Origin of the sequence: Chelativorans multitrophicus (assembly GCF_011317445.1) — a bacterium.
In the GTDB taxonomy this organism is placed as follows: Bacteria; Pseudomonadota; Alphaproteobacteria; order Rhizobiales; family Rhizobiaceae; genus Chelativorans; species Chelativorans multitrophicus.
Genome location: NZ_JAAAPL010000001.1, coordinates 2,127,942 through 2,147,843 on the forward strand (window position 1 = coordinate 2,127,942; position 19,902 = coordinate 2,147,843).

Sequence of the window (19,902 nt, forward strand, 5' to 3'; positions counted from 1 at the left end):
GCAATTTAGCGCCACTCTTCACTCTGGCCTAGGCCCATGCCGCCATTCTGCCGAAGCGCGCCTTGCCCGCCATCCATACCTGCTGCACGCGCAGATCCTCCGAAAGGTGGATGCAATCAGCCCGGCGGCCCAGCTTCAAATATCCGCGCTCACTGCCGATCCCGAGATAGGTGGCGGGATAGGCGCAGGCCATCCTGAGCGACTCTTCCACCGAGAGCTCCAGCATCTGCACGCCAAAACGCACGCCCGTCGCCATATCAAGGTCGGATCCCGCCAATGTTCCGTCTTCGAGCACCAGCTTCGAGCAGACCTCGCCCGGCTCACGCCGCACCGTACGGCCGTTCAACTCGAAACTCTCGGCCTCGCTTCCGACGAGCGCCATCGCGTCGGTTACGTGGAAAAGCTTGGCCGGCCCGCGTTTGGCACGCAGTGCAAGACGAAGTGCCGCCGGGTCGACATGATGCCCATCGGCAATGATGCCGCCCCAGACGTCACCGGCATCAAGGGCAGCACCCACCAGCCCCGGCGCGCGGTGCGACAGCGCGCTCATCGCGTTATATAGATGCGTAATTCCCCGCGCGCCCGCATTGAACAGGCGCAGCGCATCCTCGCTCGTGCAATCCGTATGGCCGAGGCTCACGATAATGCCGGCCTTGGCAAGCCGCTCCACCTGCCACGGCGTCACCTGCTCTGCGGCAAGGGTAACGTGAAGCACCGGCATGGCGCCCGCCGCGCGGCACAAGAGATCGAGATCTTCATCGTCCATCGGCCGCATGAGATCGGCCAGATGCGCGCCGCGCCGGGCTGGCGCCAGATGTGGACCCTCTAGATGGATACCGAGCACGCCCTCGTCTGCCTTGGCGGCTTCGGTTGCGGCCTCGACAGCCCTGCGCGTTACCTCACGCGTATCGGTGACAAGAGTGGGCAGCAGTGCCGTCGTGCCGTATTGCCGATGCGCCCGCGCTATAACGAAGAAGGTTTCAGGCGTCGGATCATTGTTGAGAAGACGCCCGCCGCCGCCATTCACCTGCACGTCGATGAAGCCTGGCGCCAGAATTCCGCCGTCGAGCCGCGTCACGTCCTGTCTGCCGGCGAGTTCCGCTTCAGGCACGATATCCCTAACGCGACCAGCCACCACGACGAGAGCGTGCCGGTCGATGAAGCGCTCACCATCAAACAGGCGCGCCCCGGCGAGGATGGTTATGTCCATCAGATCGTCTCCGTCACCTTCTTAAGCTTGTCTGGCGTATCGGGGTTGAATCCGCGCTCGCGCGCAAGCCGCTCCACCAGCCGGTAATAGGCGGCAAGTGCCGCCAGCGGGTCTAATTGGCCATAACCTGTTGACGGCACGGCAATCGTATCTTGCCCGGTCGGCCGCGAGGAGAAGGCGACGATGCAGGCGCCCATGCCGCGCAGCGTTTCCATGACTGCCATGCTCGAAGAAAGCGCCTCATCCTCCGGCGCAAAGGCGAGAATGGGGAACCCTTCCTCCACGAGTTGCATCGGGCCGTGCATAAGTTCGGCGAGGGAAAATGCCTCGGCGTGAAGCTTTGCCGTCTCCTTGGCCTTAAGCGCCGCTTCAAGGGCGATGGCAAAGCCCGGCCCGCGCCCGCCGGTGAACAGCGATTGTGCTTTTAGCAGCAGCGGCATGGCCCGTTCGTAATCTGCCTGGCAGGCGGCCTTGAGCGCCTCCGGCAGCCTTGCAAGCCCCGCCGCAAGCGCCTCGCTGCCCGATGCGGCCTGGGTCACCGCTGCGAGCGCTGCCGCCGAGGCGATAAAGCTTTTCGTGGCCGCCACGCTCTTTTCCTCGCCGGCATGGATGGGAAGCACGATATCGGCGGCACGTGCAAGCGGACTCTCGGCCACATTGACCACGGCCACGGTCAGGGCACCGCCGCGCTTGGCTTCATCCTGCACGGCGATGATGTCAGGACTGGCCCCAGACTGCGAAACGGTAATGTGCAGCCCGCCCGGCACGCGCAGGGAAGCATGATAAACCGAGGCGACGGACGGCCCGATGGACGCTACCGGGATGCCGCAGGAGATCTCGAAGAGATATTTGAAGAAGCTGACGGCATGGTCGGACGAACCGCGGGCCGCGACTGTGACCACCGCCGGGCGCCGCTCCGCAACGAGCCGGCCGATCTCGCGGAATGTCCTGCCTTCACGTTGAAGAAGCCTGTGAACGGCTTCCGGTGCTTCGCCCGTTTCCCGGAACATCCGCGATCGCTCACTCACCGTTTGGTCTCCGTTTACATCAGACCGTCTTTATTCCAAGCACCGCATGAAGATCACCGCCATGCCGCTCCAAAGCCGCCTCCGCCGCGCTCGGCTCCATGCCCTTCAGGACCAGCACCGCCGGCTTTAAGCGATAGCCCGTTTTCTCCAGTGCCGCGACAGCCTCTTCTCTGCTGCATCCCGAAATCTCGACAAGTATGGTCGCGGCCCTGCGATGGAGCTTGTCGTTTGCTGCCTTCATATCCACCATCTGGCCGCGGAAGACTTTACCGAGCCGCGCCATAAGAGCCGTGGAAAGCAGGTTGAGGGCTATCTTCTGGCTCGTTCCCGCGGCAAGGCGCGTGGAGCCCGCAACCGCCTCCGGGCCGGTGTCGAGCAGAATGCCAATCTCCGCTCTCCCAAGCAGCGGCGCGCCGGGATTATTGGCAAGCCCTATGGTAAGCGCGCCGCATTTGCGCGCCGCTTCAACGGCCGCCAATGTGTACGGTGTCGTCCCGCTCGCCGCGAGCGCGAGAATAACATCGTCATGCCCGCAGCCGGCATTCTCTATGGCGCGCACCGCCGCGTGTATGTCGTCTTCGGCCGCCTCGGCCACACCCGCAAGGCCAAGACCGCCCGCAAGCAACAACACCAGGCGCTCATCCGGCCAACTGAATGTAGGCCCAAGTTCCAGCGCATCAAGCACCGCCAGCCTGCCCGAGGTGCCAGCGCCCACATAGAACAATCGCCCCGCGGATCCACGAAGCCGCTTCACCATCGCTGCAAGTGCGCTCTCCAACGCGGGAAGAGCGTCGGATACGGCGGAGAAGGCATTTTTCTGCCCATCCAGCATCATGCGCAGCAGCTCGCCGTCCGGCGCAAGCTCAAGATCTCGGTATCTGTCACCCGTGCTTTCCGTGTGCAGGCTCACCATTTTTCCGCTCCAATAGGAACAATGCGATACCAATGTATCATCGGAAGATCCTGGTCAAATAAACGCCAGCCTGGGCCGTTTGGACTGCGTTTCAGCGCCCTTTTTGATCAAGTATGTGTGACCTGGCCATGTGCAACCATGCACGGTCGTCCCAACACCGTCATGAAGCGGCTTGAGGTCTCCTTCCGTCGTGTGCATGCTGCATGGACCGCGCTGACGAGAGAAAGATTATATTATGGAGCCTGCCTGGGCGATCGGCTTGATGACCGGAACCGTGCTTGATGGGAATATCGACATCGCCATGATCCGCACCGACGGAGAAAAGGTGGATGCGTTCGGGCCATATAAGCTGGCGCCTTACCCGCCCGAATTGCCGATCCTGCTTGGCCGCGCGCTCGAAGAGGCCGCCAAATGGCGTTTTCAGGGTCAAGAGCCCGCCATTTTCCGTGAAGCAGAAGCGGCCCTCACCCAGGCACAGGCTTTGGCCGTTTGCGACTTTCTGCGCGAGAACGGGCTTTCGCCTGGCGATATCAAGGCGATTGGCTTTCACGGGCAGACGGTGCTTCACATCGCCCCAAAAGATGGCCGGCGCGGCCACACGCGCCAGCTCGGCGATGGGCCGCTGATGGCCAAGATCGTCGGCGCGGATGTGGTCTATGACTTCCGCACCGCAGATGTTGAGGCAGGCGGACAAGGCGCGCCCCTGGTGCCGATCTATCATCGAGCGCTTCTCGACAGGATCGGCGGCGGCTGCGAGACCGCAATGCTCAATCTGGGTGGCGTCGGCAATATAAGTTGGTTCGACGGCGATCAAATGGTCGCGTTCGACACCGGTCCGGCCAACGCTCCGATCAATGACTGGGTCAAACGCCATGGCCGGGGTAATTTCGACACGGACGGGCGCATCGCACTTTCCGGAACCGTGGATGAAGCTCGGCTCTCGCGCCTGCTCGACCACCCGTATCTTAATGCACCTTATCCAAAGTCGCTCGACCGCAACTCCTTCACCGCGGACATGGCGGAGGGTTTAAGTCTTGAGAACGGCGCGGCGACGCTGACGGCCTTCAGCGCGGCCGCGGTCGGGCGGGCGCTCGACCTTCTGCCTGAACGCCCCAACCGGCTTCTGGTGTGCGGAGGCGGGCGCAAGAACCCGGCGCTGATGGCGCAGCTTCGCCGCCGTGCGAATGTCCAGGCCATGGATGTGGACCAGTTTGGAATGCGAGGGGATGCCATCGAAGCCGAATGCTTCGCTTTTCTCGCGGTGCGAAGCATACGCGGGTTGCCGATCAGCTTTCCGCAAACCACAGGCGTATCGAAGCCGATGAGCGGCGGCAGGCTCGCGCCCGCCTCAGCCAGGAATGCAGCCTGAAGTTTATTGCAAAGCCCCGCACCATCTGGACGAACCGTCTCTTCATCCCTTAAAGAGGACCCTTCAGGGCTGCGGATTTCCCGGTGACAATCGGCCGCGAGGGGTGCCCGGCAGAATAACGAAACAGGCGACAACGTTTCAGGGAGCGAAAAATGCGAACAATTCTTCTGCTAGCTGCGGCGGGCCTTGCCCTCTCTACGGCAGCCCATGCTCAGACCGTGAAAGTCTCGGTCACGGCAATCGTCGAGCATCCCGCTCTAGACGCTGTGCGGGACGGGGTGCGCGACGGGCTGAAGGAAGCTGGATATGAGGGTGAGAACCTTGAATTCACCTATGAATCGGCGCAAGGCAATGCCGCGACCGCTGCCCAGATCGCCCGTGAATTCGTTGGCAACAATCCGGATGTGATCGTTCCGATTTCCACGCCGTCGGCCCAGGCTGTTGCGGCTTCTACGCGCGATATTCCGGTCGTCTTTTCCGCGGTTACCGATCCGGTTGCCGCCGGCTTGGTGAAAACGAACGAAGAGCCGGGCGCCAATGTGACCGGCGTCTCGGACCTCTCGCCGATCGCGGATCACGTCGCGCTCATCAAGGAGCTGGTCCCGGACGTGAAGGCCATCGCCTTCGTCTACAATCCCGGCGAAGCAAACTCCGTCGTGCTTCTCAACCTCTTCAAGGAAGCCGCCGAGGCAGAAGGACTTTCCGTCGTGGAAGCGCCCGCCAACAAGTCGGCTGATGTGCAGGGCGCAGCCCGCAGCGCGGTCGGCAAAGTCCAGGCGTTCTACGTGCCTACGGACAACACGATCGTCTCAGCCCTGGAGTCCCTTATCGGTGTTGCCGAGGAAAACGATATTCCGCTGATTTCCGGCGATACGGATTCGGTTGAACGCGGCACCCTCGCCTCCGTTGGCTTCAACTATTATGAAGTCGGCAAGGAGACCGCCGAGGTGGTGGTTCGCATTCTGAAGGGCGAAGAACCAGGCGCCATCCCCGTCACCTTCGCCTCGGGCACCGACCTCGTGGTCAACCGCAAGGCGGCTGAGGGCATGGGCGTCGAGCTTCCCCAGGCTGTGATCGACCGCGCCTCCAAGGTCATCGAATAGCGATTAGGCGGCCCTGCCTCCTCAATGCAGGGCCGCTTTCTGCGTATTTTAGGCTTTTCTTTCATTTTTTACTTGCGCTCACGGGTGCTTCGCGCCACCGGAAAGTGCACGTGCTGATTGTTTTTAGGGTCGTTTATCTTGATGTCTGCCATCGCGTTCTGGGGGGCCGTCGAACTTGGCCTCGTCTATGGCTTTGTCGCCCTCGGCGTTTTTCTCGCCTTTCGCATCCTTGATTTTCCCGATCTCACGGTGGACGGGTCCTTTCCCCTTGGGGCGGCAGTTGCAGCAGTCGCCATCACCGCTGGGTGGAACCCATGGCTTGCCTGCCTGGTCGCGGCGCTTGGCGGTGCCGCCTGCGGGCTGGTGACCGCATTCCTCAACGTCCGTTTTGGCATTCTCAATCTGCTGGCCTCCATCCTCACCATGATCGCGCTTTTCTCGGTGAATCTTCGCATTATGGGGCGGCCGAACATGGCGGTGCTCAATCAGGACACCGTCGTCACATCCTTCTATGACCTTGGTCTGGCGGACCATCTTGTCCGTCCGCTCCTGCTTGCCATCCTGATCCTGATAACATTGCTTCTGCTCGCGCGTTTCCTCGGCAGCGATTTTGGGCTGGCTATGCGGGCGGCTGGCGCCAATGCGCGCATGGCACGCGCCAACGGCGTGGATGTGGGCGGGCAGATCTATGTGGGGATGGCATTGTCGAACGCGCTAACGGGCCTGGGAGGCGCGCTCTTCGCGCAGGTTTCCGGCTTCGCGGATGTGACTTCGGGCGTTGGCACTATTGTGGTTGGCCTTGCTTCGGTGATCGTTGGTGAAACCCTGCTCCGCAGCCGTTCGATGCTGATCGCCCTTTTTTCCTGCGTCCTCGGCTCGGTCATTTATCGTGTGGCGGTGCAACTCGCCCTGTCGGCGGACCTCCTTTATCTCAATCCGTCAGACCTCAATCTCGTAACTGCGGTGCTCGTTGCGCTGGCGCTGATCCTGCCCAAGCTTCGGGCCGGAAAAGGGGCTGTGCGATGATATCGGTCAAGGATCTGCACGTCACCTTCAATCCCGGCACGCCGCTGGAGCGGCGCGCGCTCTCCGGTATCGATCTCACTCTGAACGAGGGCGAGTTCGCGACTGTTATCGGCTCCAACGGCGCCGGCAAATCGACGCTCCTTGCAGCTATTGCCGGTGATGTGGTGCCCAGGGCCGGCCGTATCGAGATCGGCGGCCGCGATGTCACCAGGGAGGCGCCTGCAAAGCGGGCGCGCCGGGTTGCCCGCGTGTTCCAGGACCCGCTAGCCGGCTCCTGCGCGGATCTTTCGATCGAGGGAAATCTCGCACTTGCGGCGATGCGTGGCGGCAAGCGCGGCCTTCGTTCCGCGTTGACGGCTGAGCGGCGCAATGAGCTGCGCGAGAGGGTGGCTGAGCTGGGCCTCAATCTGGAAAACCGCATGGCAGACCGCATGGGGCTTCTGTCAGGCGGACAGCGGCAGGCGGTCTCGCTCGTAATGGCCACCTTGGCGAAGGCAGAGGTGTTGCTGCTCGACGAGCATACGGCGGCCTTGGACCCCGGAATGGCCGAGTTCGTGGCCGAAATCACGCAGCGCCTGGTGACAGCCCATCACCTGACGACGCTGATGGTCACGCATTCCATGCGTCAGGCACTCGATCTCGGCACGCGCACGATCATGCTGCATGAGGGCCGGATCGTTCTGGATATCGTTGGCGAGCGCCGCAAGAATATGACTGTTGACGGTCTTGTCGAGATGTTCCGCAGGGTGCGTGGAGGCGCGGAGCTCGACGACGATTCGCTCCGCATTGGATGATCGAGCTTCGGCTTGAAATTCAGTCGAACCGGCTGCCGATCAGCCGGCTCCAATGCTCGCCCGCAATGCCGTTCAGAAAGGCCTTTCCGTCCTGAAGGGCGGTGAGGACCTGCGGGTCCCGCGTGTAAACGACGGTTGAGGCAAGATGCGTAAAGGCGACACGGCGGCCGAGCATGGCTTCAAGAAGGGCTGGCTGTGTACGCCCTCGTAAGCCCGCCAGCCCCATGTCCGCCGCATGAGCGAACATCGCGTCGACCACCGCACCTGCCTGGCCCGGCAAAGCGAGCACTTGCAATACGCGGCCGATCCGGCCCGGCGCCGCATGATAGAAAAAGGCGCCGATCGCCTTGCCGGTTTTCGCGTCCACCCTGCAGAAGGCGGCAGGCCCATATTCCTCCTTGCGCTCGGCATCGCGCAGGATCGCATCCAACTGGCCCGGCGCCCAGTCCGGCCGGAGAGAAAATTGAGCGGTAAATGCCGGAACCAGGGCGGCAAATTCATCGCGGCCGATTTCCGACACGCTCAATGCGCCAGCGCGCCTCCAGCTTCGCGGTATCCCCGACCAGCGTAGCGCATCCGGTGCCATGCGCTTGCTCAACCGGTTGTCCAACCCGGCGGCCAGGCCGGAGAGGAGCCGCGCGGCGCCGATCTTGCCGGAGATCAGCTCCCTCGCGAAGGAGAGCGGCTGGATTACGCGGATCCAGTCGAGACTGTAGGAAGGAAGCTGTATCCCCCGCAGCCTCATCCACATATTGGCCGAAACCTCGCTCGCCGTCTCACTGAAGGAAATATCCTGCGGTCCAGCAAGATATGCCTTGAGGAGCCGTGCCCCGGCCATCGGATCGCTTTCCCGGTCCTCCACCATCAGCGAGCCACAGATGGCGGCGCGCAGCGGCTTATCATCGAGAACCATGGGCAAGGGTGTTACGCCGACGAAACCCGAGATGCTGCCATCATCCCTGAGATGCACGAGAGGATTGATCTCCGGGTCTCGGCCTGGCAAGTCGAGATAAAGCCGCTCCAGGTAGGCCGTAAGCGACGCCGGAGGGGGCCGCCCGGCGTTACGGAAAATGCGCTGGAAAAGACCGGCTACAGCCGGGATATCCGCCTTCTCCAGAGGGCGGATAGCCGTCATGGCTCCTGCTTCCTGCGCGCAATCGCAACGCGCGGCTTACCCGCCTGGTCGGAAGCAAAGCGCGGTTCCTCATACATCCCGGCGCGCTTCAAGAGGATCGCGACCTGGCGCTCCTGCCCTTCGCCGAATTCGAAGGCGAGCCATCCTCCGCGCTTGAGGAACGTAGGTGCCTCACGCACCAGACGCTGATGGATCGAGAGACCGTAGGGGCCGCCGTCGAACGCTTCCCTCGGCTCGTTCTCAAGCAGGTGGGCGCGGTCGGTCTCCAGCCTCGAGGTCGAGATATAGGGTGGATTGCTCACGACGAAGTCCACCCGCCCTTCCAGCCCCTCGTCTGCCAAGCCGGAAAAGAGGTCGCCCTGCACGACCTTTACGCGATCGAGGAGGCCGAGCCGTTCTGCATTGCGCCGCGCCAGGGAAACGGTGCTTTCGGTGAGGTCGGAAGCCCATAGGCGTGCAGCAGGAACAGCAGCCGCAATGCCGAGGGCAAGATTGCCGGAGCCGCAGCACATGTCGATCACGATCGGCGAACCGGCCATGCCCTTCAACAAATCGACGGCGCTCCGGCCCAGAAGCTCCGTTTCCTCCCTCGGCACCAATACATCCGGCGCCAGTTCCAGCTCGATGCCCATGAAACGGGCGGTTTTCGGGTGCGGCGCGCCGGCCTGGATATCCGCATCGGTTCTGGTTGGTTTTGCCATGCGGCGCTCGCCTCCCCGGAATGGTGAAAGTGGATATAGATCACAGAGGTAAATGGAGCTTGAAACTCCTAGCGTGTCGGCCCGGAAGCGGTTTCAGAGAGCACAATTGTAGAGTCGATAACCTACAGCCTCTCGTCCGTCCGAAAAGCGCACGCGCTGTAGCAGCAACGGAGGCCGTATTAACTCTGCCGCCATTAGAGCCGGGTATCAAAACCATGAAATAGAGTATATGAGAGGCAAAGGCTCCAGTTTTGCCGTTCTCAGGCCAAGAGAATGGGAGCGGAACAGGCTGGTACCTGCGCGCGGGGTGGGATGTTCGGTTTCAGGCAGATCACAGGCGATTTCAAATCCGCCTTTGAAAAGCTCGTTGCTTATGCGGCATCGGGTGGAAGCCTCGTCATCAGCGCTGCCGCGCAGCTCATCACCTTTGCTGTTCTTGCCAGATCGCTGGGCGTTCACGAGTTCAGCCTCTTCGTAGCCATCACCGCGATATGCAGCGTTGCGCTGCATCTGTGCGGTCTAGGCGCCATGGAAAGTCTCGTCCGCCGGGTAGCCCGCGACCCGTCCGCCTACCCCGTGATGTTGGGCCACAACCTCATCCTGACGGCGATCACGGGCGTCGTCCTGGTTGCGGCTGGTGTTGTCGGCCTTCCATTTCTGTTCAAGCTATCGGACGACCCGGCCCTGAACGCGCTCCTGATTGGCGCTATGCTGGCCACCAATATCGTCCTCGTTCGCCTGATCGTCCTGGCGGAGCAGACTTTCATAGGGCGGAGCGAGTTTGGCACCGCGAACAAGATTGTCGTGGGCTTCGCTCTCGCAAGGACCATCGCCGCCGTGCTGGCCTGCTTTGCCTTCGGCGTGTCGACCACGGCGGAGTGGGCGATTTGGCAATTCGTCTGCCATGTCCTGGTTGCCCTCCTCTGTTTCCGGGTACTCCTTCGTCTTGGCAGTCCTGAATTCCGGATTGTCCAGGCAGAGATTAAGAACGGCATCTATTTCTGTGTCCCGTTCATCCTTCGCGCCGCACGGCAGAATGTGGATCTCATGGTCCTGAGCTTCGTCTCCACGCCCGAGATCGTCTCGAGCTACAGCGTCGCGCGCCGCATGATGGAAAGCAGCTATCTCTCCGTCGAAGCGCTCAACCGCCTGATCTATCCAGGCTCCGCGAAAGCCAGCGCCGAAGGGCTGCACCAAATCATGGAACGCGTGATGAAAGTGCTACTCGCCGCGACTGTGATATCGGTTGCGGCGGCGGTCACCGTGTTCATCATCGCACCGCTCCTGCCCTACCTGTTTGGCCACGACTACGTCTCCCTCGTTTCCTTTGTGCGCCAGCTCATCTGGGTCGTGATCTTGCTGGCGATCTGGTCGGTCGCCGTCGAGGCGCTCGGCGCGGCCGGAAACCACGCCTACCGCGGAACGGTAATGTCACTCGGCAGCCTCTTCGGCTGCGCGATCACCGCATGGGCCACCTGGTATGCCCCCCCGGAAGGCACGATTATTTCGTTCTACGTCATCGAATTCGCGATGATCGTCGCGTCCTGGCTGGTGCTGCTGCATGCCGTCCGAAAGAGCAGGATCGGTTCCGCCGGAACGCACGTTCTGAAGGGGGCACGGTCGTGAACGCGATGGAGATTCCCAAAAGCGACCATGCCGCGAGTACCGCCTCACCCCCGCTGGATTGCCCGAAGCCGGTTGCCGTCGCGGCCGGGCGGAAAGGGCGCGTCCGCCCAATGGAGCGAAGCGATATCCCCGCAGTCGGCAGGCTTTTCAACTGCATCTTCAGGAAGGAGAAGAGGGAGGGCAGTCCGGAACTCCATGGTTATCTGGACGCTGCATTCTTCTCCAGCCCGCTTTATGCGCCGGAATACGGCAGCATCCTTCATGAGAATGCGGAAGGCGACATCGACAGCGCTGTCCTGTCGATCCCCATGCAGTTTTGGGTCGGCGAGAGGAAGCTTGTCGCACGGCTTCTTTGCGCCTTCATGGCGAATGGAAAATCCGGCGCGATGGGGGCTGCGCACCTGGCGCGCGTATTGCGCGCTAAGCGGCAGGACTTCACATTTTCCGACAATGCTTCGCCTGTGAGCGCCGATCATTGGGAAGCCGGAGGCGGCCACACCCTGCCAATTCAAAGCTTGGAATGGCGGCGCGCATTCCGCCCCTTCGCGAGCGCGCTCGAACGGCTCTTCGCTGCCGTTCCGGCGGCAAAACGCCTTCCGCTGAGGCCGCTCGCGCGGCCATTGGACTGGCTTGCGCGGCGGCTCGTCCACTCCTTCAAGCCCGCCGCCGAAACGGGCTACCGCATAGAGCCGGCGAGCTTCGAGGAATTTCGGCGGCAGGCAGAAAATCTGCTGAGGCGCTTTTCAGTCCGGCCCGTCTGGTCGGCTGAGGAATTCTCCTGGCTGATTGGGCTTGCGGGAAAGAATGCCGCCTGCGGCACCTTGAATTGCCGCCGGATTGTGAACAAGGAGGGGGAGATCATCGGGCTGATGCTCTATTTCGGCCAGCCGAACCGCATCGCCCGAATCCTCAATGTAATCTGTCAGGAAGGAAGCGAGCGGGACGTCATCGATCAAATGCTCGCCTTCCTCGACGCGGAAGGGTATTGCGAGGCAAGGGGCATGGCCCAACCCTTCTTCATGCGGGCGATGATGCGCCAGCGGCAGCTCACCTTCAAGCATTCCGGCTATTTTTGCTTCGCAAGCCGCCACCCTGAAATTGTGGAAGCCGCCCTTCACGATGACATCTATATCGGCGGGCTGGCATCGGAACGGTGGAGCAATCTGGTTGCCGGCCTTTAAGGACAAAGCATGAAGCGGCGCGGTTTGCCTCAAGAATGACTTAAGATGTAATAAACAATACCGGGATAAAGTGCCTTAGGGACTTCACTCAAAGTTGCAGCTCCAGATCAAGCAAGGTTTTGCGCAGGTATGGCATGTATGAAGTAGCAAAACCCCCTCGCGGATCGAAGAAGCCCGGTGGTGCTCCGGCCGCGAAGCCGGCCGCCCGCGGCTCGCTTCTCAACATGCTCCCCAGCGCCGCGCCTGCCATAGAGCCAGCTGAGCCGCCAGTCACCCCGCGGCTTCCTGCCAACGAAGCGCGCATTTCCGACTATCTGGAACGCTTTCGCCGCCTCACGCCGGACGATGTGCTCTCATGGCTCGACCGAGGGAAATACCTCATTGCCCTGATGGTGCTGCTCGGAGTGGGCCTCGCCCTTGGCTATGCTATCACTGCCACGCCGCGATACACCGTCTACACCGATATCGTGGTCGACCCGTCCAACCTGCAGGTGGTCGATGACGATGTTTTCGCCAACACGCCGCAGCGCGACACCCAGCTGCTTGAGGTGGAAAGCAAGCTGAGGGTCCTTACCTCGCGCAACGTGCTGGAGCGCGTCATCGACGAGCTGAACCTGACGGAAGACCCCGAATTTGTGAAACCGGGCTGGTTTGATCCGATCAAAGAGCTCATCTCCGGTCCTCCCGAGGAAGAAGATCTGAAGCTTAGCGTTTTGCGAGCCCTTTCCGAACGTGTTGAAGCGCGCCGCGAAGAGCGTTCCTATGTCGTGGTGCTCAGCGTCTGGACGGATGACGCCCTCAAGTCGGTCGAAATCTCCAATGCCATCGTGGATGCTTTCGAGACGGAGCTGTTCGAATCCGCCTCACGGAGCGCTGGCCGCGTTGCCTCCAGCATCAGCCAGCGCCTGGACGAGTTGCGGGCCAGTGTCACGGAAGCGGAGGCGCGCGCGGAAGAATTCAAGCGCGAGAACGATCTCCAATCGAGCGGTGACGACCTGGTGAGCGCACGCCGTTCCGGCGAGCTGGACACCCAGGTTTTGGCAGCCCAACAGCGCCAGATCCAGCTCGACACACGTTATCGCGAACTCCAGCGGGCTCTGGACGAACGAAGCTCCGCCACCCTGCCCGGCTTCCAATCGGAAACCCTGACGACGCTGCGGGCCCAGTACAACGATCTTCAGCAGCAGTTGCAGGCTCTTTCACTCACCTATCTGGACCGGCATCCGCGCCTGCAAGCGATCAGAACCGAAATAGCCTCTGTGGAACGTGCCATTGCCGCGGAAGCCCAACGCATCCTCAATGCTGCCAAATCGGAAGCCGACCAGGCGAACATGGTCCTGACTGAACTGCGCCAGAAAGCGCAGGAAGAAGAAAACACCGTTTTCCAGGACAACAGCGCTCTGGTGACGCTTCGTGAACTGGAACGTGATGCACGCGCGAAGGCCGCGCTTTACGAGACATTCCTTTCGCGCAGCCAGCAGATCACCGAAAGACAGCAGATCGACACCAGCAATATCCGCGTGATCTCGCGCGCCGTGCCACCGACCTCGCGAAGCTGGCCGCCGCGCACCATGATCCTCCTCGCTGCGGGCGCCCTGGCTGGACTCTTCATCGGCCTAGGCTTGGCGCTGGCGCTCGGGCTTCTAAGACATCTGCGCCAGCCGCACCGGTACGCCACATGAGGCAGGAGCCTGTTCGATGCAGACGGCGCAGCTGACAGCCGTCGATCTGCCGGAAGGAGCGCTTCACACCGCCACGCGAACGGTGCTGTTCATGGCGCTGTTCCTGTTCTTCTGGATATCCCTGAACCCGTTTGTCGATCTGACCGGCGCGGCCGTGCTCGACCCGTCCGCGGGAAACTCGAACCGGCTCAATCAGATCGTCTCCCTTGGATTATCCGGCCTGATCCTGCTTTTCGGGCTGCTTCATGCACTTCGGAACGAAATCTTCCAGCCGCGCCTCCTTCTCATTCCGCTTTTCACGTGGTTCCTGTTCGTCTCGGTCCTGTCTAACGAGCCGATGCTGGGAATAAAGGGCGTTGTTCTGGCGATCATCGTGACGATGAACGCCAGCATCTATCTCCTTCTTCCTGTTTCGGAGCGGCATTTCGCTAAGATGCTCGCTTTTGGAACGCTGGCGGCACTGGTGCTTTCCTATTACGGCGTCGTTTTTAAACCGCTCGTGTCCATTCACCAGGCCGCCGAACTGCGGGAGCCGATGAATGCCGGGCTTTGGCGTGGGCATTTCCCGCATAAGAACAGCGCCGCGGCAGCCATGGTGATCGCCACCTTCTTCGGCCTTTTCGTCATGGCCGCCTGGTCCCGTTTGCTCGGCGCGATCATCGTCATATTGGCGGTATTCTTCCTTTTGCACACGGGAGGGAAGACATCCAGCGCCATGCTTCCGGCCATCCTGATCGTGGCATGGGTGTTCGAACGCTTCCGTTTCCTGCGCGCGCCCATCGCGATAGGGGGCGTTGCTCTCTTCAATTTGCTGGCTGTTGGTTCGGCCGTGATCAGGCCAGTTGGCGAATTTCTCACGAATCTCGGCATTGACGCGACGTTTACGAACCGCGCCGATATCTGGCGCTTTGCATTCGAGGCGATTGCGGAGAGCCCTATCGCAGGCTACGGCTTCAAGGGGTTCTGGCAGACGGAAGAACTGGTATATAGCGGCGGGTCGATCGAGACATGGGCGGTTGCGGCCGCCAACGGGCACAATTCCTTTCTCGATATCACGTTGACGACGGGAATACCGGGACTGGCGCTGACGCTGATCTGGGTGCTTATTCTTCCCCTTCGCGATATTTCTCGCGTAAGGCCGGAAGAGCAGCACTCTCCGCTGATGCGGCTTTATACCCGCGTTTGGCTGTACACTCTTTTCAATGCCGGCCTCGAAAGCCTGTTCTTTGAAGGTGGCAATATGCTCTGGTTCACCTTCATGCTGGCACTTTACGGATTCCGGCTCCAGGCTTCGGCCTCTACCCGGATTATCCATTCTCGGGCACCAGGGGGAACATAGAAATGATGGGGGGGCTCGGAAAAGACACGGGCGAACTGATCGATCGCGCCGTCAATCGCCTTCTTTGGAAGATGGGAAGCCGGCGCCGAGAGGTGGTCACGGACACGCCACTCGTCACTTTCACCTTCGATGATGTTCCTGACACTGCCCTTTCGAATGGCGCGGGCATTCTGGAGCGACATGACGCCCGCGGCACATTCTACATTGCCGGCGGCCTCGGCTCCCAGGTGGAGGCGGATCGCACATTGATCTCACGCGAGGGCTGCCGCGAACTTTCTTTGCGCGGACATGAAATCGGCTGCCATACATTCGCCCACCGCAAGCTCCGCAATCTCGGCGGCGCTCTTCGGGCGGATTTGACGAGGAACGAGGCCTATCTTCGGGAGGCTGGCGTTGAGCAGCCGATCCGCAACTTTGCCTATCCGTTCAATGCCGCGTGGCCTCCCGCAAGACGGGCGCTCCACGCCCGCTATGCGACCTGCAGAGGCGCAGGCGAGGCCATCAATCGCGGCAGCACCGATCATCTGATGCTGAAGGGAGTGGAAATCCGTCAGCCCGAGACCCATGCGCGCTCACTGACCCGCTGGATTGACGATGTGGCTGCGGAACCGGGATGGCTGGTCTTCTTCACGCACGATATCGCTGAAGTCCCGACACCTTTCGGCTGCACGCCGGGAACCTTTGAGCACCTGGTTTCCTATGCCGTGGCAAAAGGGTGCCGGATCGTAACGGTCGGTGAGGCCGTTTCGCTGCTGGGCTGGGAGAATAAGCGGTGACACGATCGGTCATCCGGGCTGGCGCGCCGCGCCTCCTGGCCATCAACAACTATTTCTATCGCCGCGGCGGAGCCGAAGCGGTGTTCTTCGACCACATGGCGCTCTTTGCCGAAATAGGCTGGGATGTCGTTCCTTTCGCGATGAAGCACGAACGGAACGAACCGTCCGAATGGTCCGACTATTTTGTCTCCGAGATCGAGTACGGCAATCAGCACGGCGTGCTTACAAAAGCTCTGGACGCGGCCAAGGTTATCTATTCCTTCGAGGCGCAGCGTAAGCTTTCGCAACTTATCGCCGCCGCACCGCCGACAATCGCCCATGCCCATAACGTCTATCACCACCTCTCGCCCGCCATTTTCTCGACGCTGAAGAACGCCGGCATCCCAGTCGTCATGACGGCGCACGACCTCAAGCTTGCCTGCCCGGCCTACAAGATGCTGCGGCAAGGAATGATCTGCGAACAGTGCAAGGGCGGGCGTATATACAACGTCGCCCTGAACCGCTGCGTAAAGGACTCCGCTGCCGTCAGCGGCGTCGTTTTTATCGAAACACTGGTGCACAGGTTTCTCGGCCTCTACAGAGACAAGATCGACCGCATTGTGGTGCCCAGCCGCTTCTATCGCGAAAAGCTCATCGAATGGGGGTGGCCGGGGGAAAAGCTCGTCTACATTCCCAATTTCGTCGACGTTTCGCAGATAAAAACCGGCTGGACCGAGCGGGACTATTTTGTCTATGCGGGCCGCCTCGCGCCTGAAAAGGGCATTGCAACGCTGATCCGCGCGGCGGCATTGGCCGGGCAAAAACTCCTCATCGCCGGCACCGGTCCCGAGGAAAAAGCGCTGCGCGATCTCGCTCTGGCGAGCGGCGCTGATGTCACCTTTGCGGGCTATGTGTCCGGTGAGAAACTTCATAGATTGATTGGCGAGTCGAAGGCGCTGGTTCTGCCCTCCGAATGGTATGAGAATGCCCCGATCAGCATTCTGGAAGCCTATGCGCTCGGACGGCCGGTGATCGGCTCCGCCATCGGCGGAATACCTGAAATGATCAGGGAAGGAGAGACTGGCCGCACCGCGAAGGCCGGCTCGCCGGAGGACCTTGCGCGTGCGCTCACGGATTTGGCATCGCTCTCCACGGCAGAGCGCGCGGCCATGGGAATGCGGGGCCGGGATTGGATTTCCGGCGAATTCTCCGCGGAAGCCTACCGGCAGCGCACGCTTGATCTCTATGCCACGCTTGTCGGCTCGGATTTTGGCGCGGCGAGGCCCTATGGGACCTAGCTCAAACGTGTTGCGGTTTAAGGAACATCTTTGTTGAAGACGATGGGAAACCCTCCGCAGCCATCACTCAGGGAAGACGCAGTGGCGGGCAATGAGAAGCCGGCCGACCGGAAGAAGTTTGTCCCAGGACCATCTGGCCACTCCGGTGGCGGTGGCGATCCACGTCCTTCATCCCAATCCACCGGGCGCGTCACGATGCTTGGCCTGCGCGGCATACCCAATGTGCAAGGCGGGGTCGAACGCCATGTGGAGATACTCGGCCAGGAACTGACGCGGCTTGGCTGGGAAGTTACCGTCATCGGGCGCCGTGAATATCTGAAGGAGAAAAAGCCGGTGGTCTGGGACGGCATTAGGGTAGTGCCCCTCTGGTCGCCCAGGCGAGTGGCGTTTGAAGCCGCGGTTCATACATTCCTCGGTGTCCTTTATTCGGCGTTTCGCCGTCCTGACATCTTGCATATCCACGCAATCGGCCCCTCGCTGATGGTGCCGCTGGCCCGGCTTTTGGGCCTGAAGGTGGTCGTAACCCACCATGGCTTCGACTACGACAGGCAGAAATGGGGGGCCTTTGCAAAAAGAATGCTGAGGCTCGGCGAGGCATTCGGCATGAAGTTCGCCAACCGGCGGATAGCAGTTGCCGCCGGCGTCGCACATACGATGCAGCTTCAGTATGACGTTCCCGTCAGCTTTATACCCAATGGCGTGGCGATTCACGCCTCGGAGGGTGGAACCGAAGCGCTCGAGCATTTCGGATTGACGAGACGGAACTATATTCTGACGGTGGCCCGGCTGGTTCCCGAGAAGCGGCAGACGGACCTGATCGAAGCCTTTGCAAGGCTCAAGCCGAATACGTGCAAGCTGGTGATCGTCGGCGGCAGTGATTTCGCAACACCTTATTCCAAAGAGGTCGAGAAGAGAGCGCGCCAAGTTCCCGGTGTTGTCATGACCGGTTTCCAGAGCGGGGGCAACCTGGCCGCTCTGTTTTCGAATGCAGCTCTCTTCATCCTCCCGTCGAGCCACGAAGGCATGCCGATCGCGCTTCTCGAAGCGCTTGGCTATGGGCTGCCGGTTCTTGCAAGCGACATTCCCGCCAATCTCGAAGTGGGTCTTCCTCCCGAAGACTACTTCCCCTTGGGCAATATCGATGCCCTGGCGGCAGCGATCGAACGCAAGCTCGCCGAGCTCTACCTCCCGGAGGAAGGACGCCAGCGTGCGCGGCGCATCGAAGAGCAATATGGCTGGTCCTCCATTGCGGAGCGGACCGCGGTCGTTTATCGCTCGCTGTTTCCCCATCAACAATAACGAGAATAGATGCGCCTTACGGACGAAACACAGACTTTATCGGGAAGCGCCAGGGCACCGCGTCCGGCGCAAAGACTGCTCGATTGGGCTCGGATGGCAGCGCCATTCCTGATTTTGGCAGTCATCCTCTATTCCACATTGTCACCTCTGGATATGCGGCCGCGCACGGGATTTCCGCCCCATTTCGAGCACTTCCTGGCCTTTGCCCTGCTTGGCGGCCTCTATGCCATTGCTTTCCCGAGGCGCATCCTTCTCATCCTGTTCGCCATTGTGCTGGCCGCCGCCGGGCTTGAGCTTCTACAACTGACGCTGACGGACCGTCATGCTCGCTTCGCCGATTTTGCCATAAAGCTCATGGGTGGAATCGTGGGCGGAACTGGCGTCTGGTTTGTGCTGCGCCTTTTTGCCCGATTCCGACTTGCTGGGAGATAGGCTTGTCGGTCAGCATCATCATCAAGACGCTCAACGAGGAAAAGCGCATCGCATCCACCATTGAGCACGCCCTGGCTGGCCTGCCGGGTGGCCTGGGTGAGGTGATTGTTGCCGACAGTGGCTCCACTGATCGGACAGCCGAGATCGTCTCGCACTATCCGGTGACCATGGTGCAGATCATCGATCCCGCAAAGCCCAGCTGCGGCCTAGGCGGCCAGCTTGGCTTCCAATATGCGCGATACGATCTGATCTGCCTTCTCGATGGCGACATGGATCTCGAACCCAGCTTCCTTCCGGACGCGATCAATTACCTGCAAAACCATACCGACGTGGCGGGAGTGACCGGTCATGTCCAGGAGATGAACCTTTCGAACCTGGAATTCTCCCGCCGCGTAACGCGCAACGCGCCGGAAAACCGCGTCGGCGAAATCGACCGAATGAACGGCGGCGGGCTTTACCGCCGCGCGGCTATTGAGAGTATCGGCTACCTGACCGACCGGAATCTGCATGGCTATGAGGAATTCGATCTCGGCATCCGCCTGCGCAATGCCGGATGGCGGCTCGTCCGCCTCGACAGGCGCTTCGTGCAGCATTACGGCCATGTCGAAAATTCCTATCGGCTGCTCGTCAGGCGCTGGAAGAGCAAATATCTGTTCGGCATTGGCGAATTGCTGCGTGCGGCAATGGGCAAGCCCCACTTCCTTTGCCTCCTGAAGGAGCTGCCTGAGCTGCGCCTCTGGGGGCTCGTGCTGGCATGGATGGTCTTTGCGCTGGCGCTTCTGGTCGTTCTACCGAATAAGCTTCTGGCGCTCGGCATCGTGCTTGCGACGTTCGCCTTTGCCGTGGCGGTCATGTCTCTGCGCAAAGGCGGCTTGGCAATGGGACTTTACGTCGTGGTGGCCTGGTTTTTCCACGCGGCGGCGCTACCCGTCGGGTTTCTCCGCTCACGTGTCGATCCGAAGGCATGGGTTGAAAGCCGAAAGCTGAACGAAGGTTGAGCGGCCTCCCCTA

General features: G+C 61.1%; 18 protein-coding genes. 13 read left to right on the top strand and 5 right to left on the bottom strand.

From position 1 onward, the window contains the following. Window positions 1–28: 28 nt before the first annotated feature. The 3 genes from nagA to GNP00_RS10055 are packed head-to-tail and all read right to left on the bottom strand — an operon-like array spanning window position 29 to window position 3,151. Window positions 29–1,213: an N-acetylglucosamine-6-phosphate deacetylase gene (gene nagA, locus GNP00_RS10045; protein ID WP_198139731.1), complete on the bottom strand. Its 1,185-nt coding sequence runs from the start codon at window positions 1,211–1,213 to the stop codon at window positions 29–31. Next, the gene (locus tag GNP00_RS10050; RefSeq protein ID WP_041544803.1) at window positions 1,210–2,238 is read right to left on the bottom strand and encodes an SIS domain-containing protein; all 1,029 of its coding nucleotides are present in this window, start codon (window positions 2,236–2,238) and stop codon (window positions 1,210–1,212) included. The genes nagA and GNP00_RS10050 overlap by 4 nt, the downstream gene beginning before the upstream one ends. A 19-nt stretch (window positions 2,239–2,257) precedes the next feature. Continuing rightward, on the bottom strand, window positions 2,258–3,151 hold the full coding sequence (locus tag GNP00_RS10055; protein WP_011582182.1) for an N-acetylmuramic acid 6-phosphate etherase: 894 nt from the start codon (window positions 3,149–3,151) through the stop codon (window positions 2,258–2,260). 235 nt (window positions 3,152–3,386) lie between these two features. Here GNP00_RS10055 and GNP00_RS10060 point away from each other — a divergent pair, with 235 nt between their 5' ends. The 4 genes from GNP00_RS10060 (at window position 3,387) to GNP00_RS10075 (ending at window position 7,443) form a co-directional block, all read left to right on the top strand. Then, window positions 3,387–4,520: an anhydro-N-acetylmuramic acid kinase gene (locus GNP00_RS10060; protein WP_011582183.1), complete on the top strand. Its 1,134-nt coding sequence runs from the start codon at window positions 3,387–3,389 to the stop codon at window positions 4,518–4,520. Window positions 4,521–4,672: 152 nt separating this feature from the next. Next, the gene (locus tag GNP00_RS10065; protein ID WP_011582184.1) at window positions 4,673–5,623 is read left to right on the top strand and encodes an ABC transporter substrate-binding protein; all 951 of its coding nucleotides are present in this window, start codon (window positions 4,673–4,675) and stop codon (window positions 5,621–5,623) included. 141 nt (window positions 5,624–5,764) lie between these two features. Next, window positions 5,765–6,649, top strand: a complete 885-nt coding sequence (locus tag GNP00_RS10070; protein ID WP_011582185.1) for an ABC transporter permease — start codon at window positions 5,765–5,767, stop codon at window positions 6,647–6,649. Beyond that, complete coding sequence (locus tag GNP00_RS10075; protein ID WP_011582186.1) at window positions 6,646–7,443, top strand: ABC transporter ATP-binding protein; 798 nt, start codon at window positions 6,646–6,648, stop codon at window positions 7,441–7,443. The genes GNP00_RS10070 and GNP00_RS10075 overlap by 4 nt, the downstream gene beginning before the upstream one ends. Before the next feature lie 19 nt (window positions 7,444–7,462). On the opposite strand, the gene GNP00_RS10080 is transcribed toward GNP00_RS10075, so the two are convergent. Continuing rightward, a complete protein-coding gene (locus GNP00_RS10080) occupies window positions 7,463–8,578 on the bottom strand; it encodes a hypothetical protein (RefSeq protein WP_011582187.1) in 1,116 nt (371 codons plus the stop codon). Then, window positions 8,575–9,279 carry a N5-glutamine methyltransferase family protein gene (locus tag GNP00_RS10085; RefSeq protein ID WP_011582188.1) on the bottom strand — a complete coding sequence of 235 codons (705 nt, stop codon included), beginning with the start codon at window positions 9,277–9,279 and terminating at the stop codon, window positions 8,575–8,577. The genes GNP00_RS10080 and GNP00_RS10085 overlap by 4 nt, the downstream gene beginning before the upstream one ends. A gap of 312 nt (window positions 9,280–9,591) precedes the next feature. Here GNP00_RS10085 and GNP00_RS10090 point away from each other — a divergent pair, with 312 nt between their 5' ends. The 9 genes from GNP00_RS10090 (at window position 9,592) to GNP00_RS10130 (ending at window position 19,889) form a co-directional block, all read left to right on the top strand. Further along, window positions 9,592–10,905 carry a lipopolysaccharide biosynthesis protein gene (locus tag GNP00_RS10090; protein WP_011582189.1) on the top strand — a complete coding sequence of 438 codons (1,314 nt, stop codon included), beginning with the start codon at window positions 9,592–9,594 and terminating at the stop codon, window positions 10,903–10,905. A 110-nt stretch (window positions 10,906–11,015) separates the two neighbouring features. After that, window positions 11,016–12,086, top strand: a complete 1,071-nt coding sequence (locus tag GNP00_RS10095) for a hypothetical protein (RefSeq protein ID WP_011582190.1) — start codon at window positions 11,016–11,018, stop codon at window positions 12,084–12,086. Window positions 12,087–12,220: 134 nt separating this feature from the next. Next, window positions 12,221–13,768 (top strand): GumC family protein, encoded by a 1,548-nt coding sequence (locus GNP00_RS10100; protein WP_011582191.1) that lies wholly within the window; start codon window positions 12,221–12,223, stop codon window positions 13,766–13,768. A 16-nt stretch (window positions 13,769–13,784) separates the two neighbouring features. Further along, window positions 13,785–15,107 (top strand): O-antigen ligase family protein, encoded by a 1,323-nt coding sequence (locus GNP00_RS10105; RefSeq protein WP_011582192.1) that lies wholly within the window; start codon window positions 13,785–13,787, stop codon window positions 15,105–15,107. A 2-nt stretch (window positions 15,108–15,109) separates the two neighbouring features. Then, complete coding sequence (locus tag GNP00_RS10110; RefSeq protein ID WP_011582193.1) at window positions 15,110–15,883, top strand: polysaccharide deacetylase family protein; 774 nt, start codon at window positions 15,110–15,112, stop codon at window positions 15,881–15,883. Continuing rightward, on the top strand, window positions 15,880–17,160 hold the full coding sequence (locus GNP00_RS10115) for a glycosyltransferase (protein ID WP_011582194.1): 1,281 nt from the start codon (window positions 15,880–15,882) through the stop codon (window positions 17,158–17,160). The genes GNP00_RS10110 and GNP00_RS10115 overlap by 4 nt, the downstream gene beginning before the upstream one ends. Before the next feature lie 195 nt (window positions 17,161–17,355). Beyond that, window positions 17,356–18,459 (top strand): glycosyltransferase family 4 protein, encoded by a 1,104-nt coding sequence (locus tag GNP00_RS10120; protein WP_011582195.1) that lies wholly within the window; start codon window positions 17,356–17,358, stop codon window positions 18,457–18,459. 9 nt (window positions 18,460–18,468) lie between these two features. After that, window positions 18,469–18,891, top strand: coding sequence for a VanZ family protein (locus GNP00_RS10125; protein ID WP_011582196.1), 423 nt, complete (start codon window positions 18,469–18,471; stop codon window positions 18,889–18,891). A gap of 2 nt (window positions 18,892–18,893) precedes the next feature. Further along, window positions 18,894–19,889, top strand: coding sequence for a glycosyltransferase family 2 protein (locus tag GNP00_RS10130; protein WP_011582197.1), 996 nt, complete (start codon window positions 18,894–18,896; stop codon window positions 19,887–19,889). Window positions 19,890–19,902 lie beyond the last annotated feature (13 nt).

Coding starts and splice junctions, on each gene's coding strand:
- GNP00_RS10110 (WP_011582193.1), top strand. CDS start 15,110: ATGATGGGGGGGCTCGGAAAAGACACGGGCGAACTGATCGATCGCGCC.
- GNP00_RS10060 (WP_011582183.1), top strand. CDS start 3,387: ATGGAGCCTGCCTGGGCGATCGGCTTGATGACCGGAACCGTGCTTGAT.
- GNP00_RS10095 (WP_011582190.1), top strand. CDS start 11,016: ATGGAGCGAAGCGATATCCCCGCAGTCGGCAGGCTTTTCAACTGCATC.
- GNP00_RS10120 (WP_011582195.1), top strand. CDS start 17,356: ATGCTTGGCCTGCGCGGCATACCCAATGTGCAAGGCGGGGTCGAACGC.
- GNP00_RS10100 (WP_011582191.1), top strand. CDS start 12,221: ATGTATGAAGTAGCAAAACCCCCTCGCGGATCGAAGAAGCCCGGTGGT.
- GNP00_RS10070 (WP_011582185.1), top strand. CDS start 5,765: ATGTCTGCCATCGCGTTCTGGGGGGCCGTCGAACTTGGCCTCGTCTAT.
- GNP00_RS10125 (WP_011582196.1), top strand. CDS start 18,469: ATGCGCCTTACGGACGAAACACAGACTTTATCGGGAAGCGCCAGGGCA.
- GNP00_RS10080 (WP_011582187.1), bottom strand. CDS start 8,578: ATGACGGCTATCCGCCCTCTGGAGAAGGCGGATATCCCGGCTGTAGCC.
- GNP00_RS10065 (WP_011582184.1), top strand. CDS start 4,673: ATGCGAACAATTCTTCTGCTAGCTGCGGCGGGCCTTGCCCTCTCTACG.
- GNP00_RS10085 (WP_011582188.1), bottom strand. CDS start 9,279: ATGGCAAAACCAACCAGAACCGATGCGGATATCCAGGCCGGCGCGCCG.
- GNP00_RS10090 (WP_011582189.1), top strand. CDS start 9,592: ATGTTCGGTTTCAGGCAGATCACAGGCGATTTCAAATCCGCCTTTGAA.
- GNP00_RS10055 (WP_011582182.1), bottom strand. CDS start 3,151: ATGGTGAGCCTGCACACGGAAAGCACGGGTGACAGATACCGAGATCTT.
- GNP00_RS10105 (WP_011582192.1), top strand. CDS start 13,785: ATGCAGACGGCGCAGCTGACAGCCGTCGATCTGCCGGAAGGAGCGCTT.
- GNP00_RS10075 (WP_011582186.1), top strand. CDS start 6,646: ATGATATCGGTCAAGGATCTGCACGTCACCTTCAATCCCGGCACGCCG.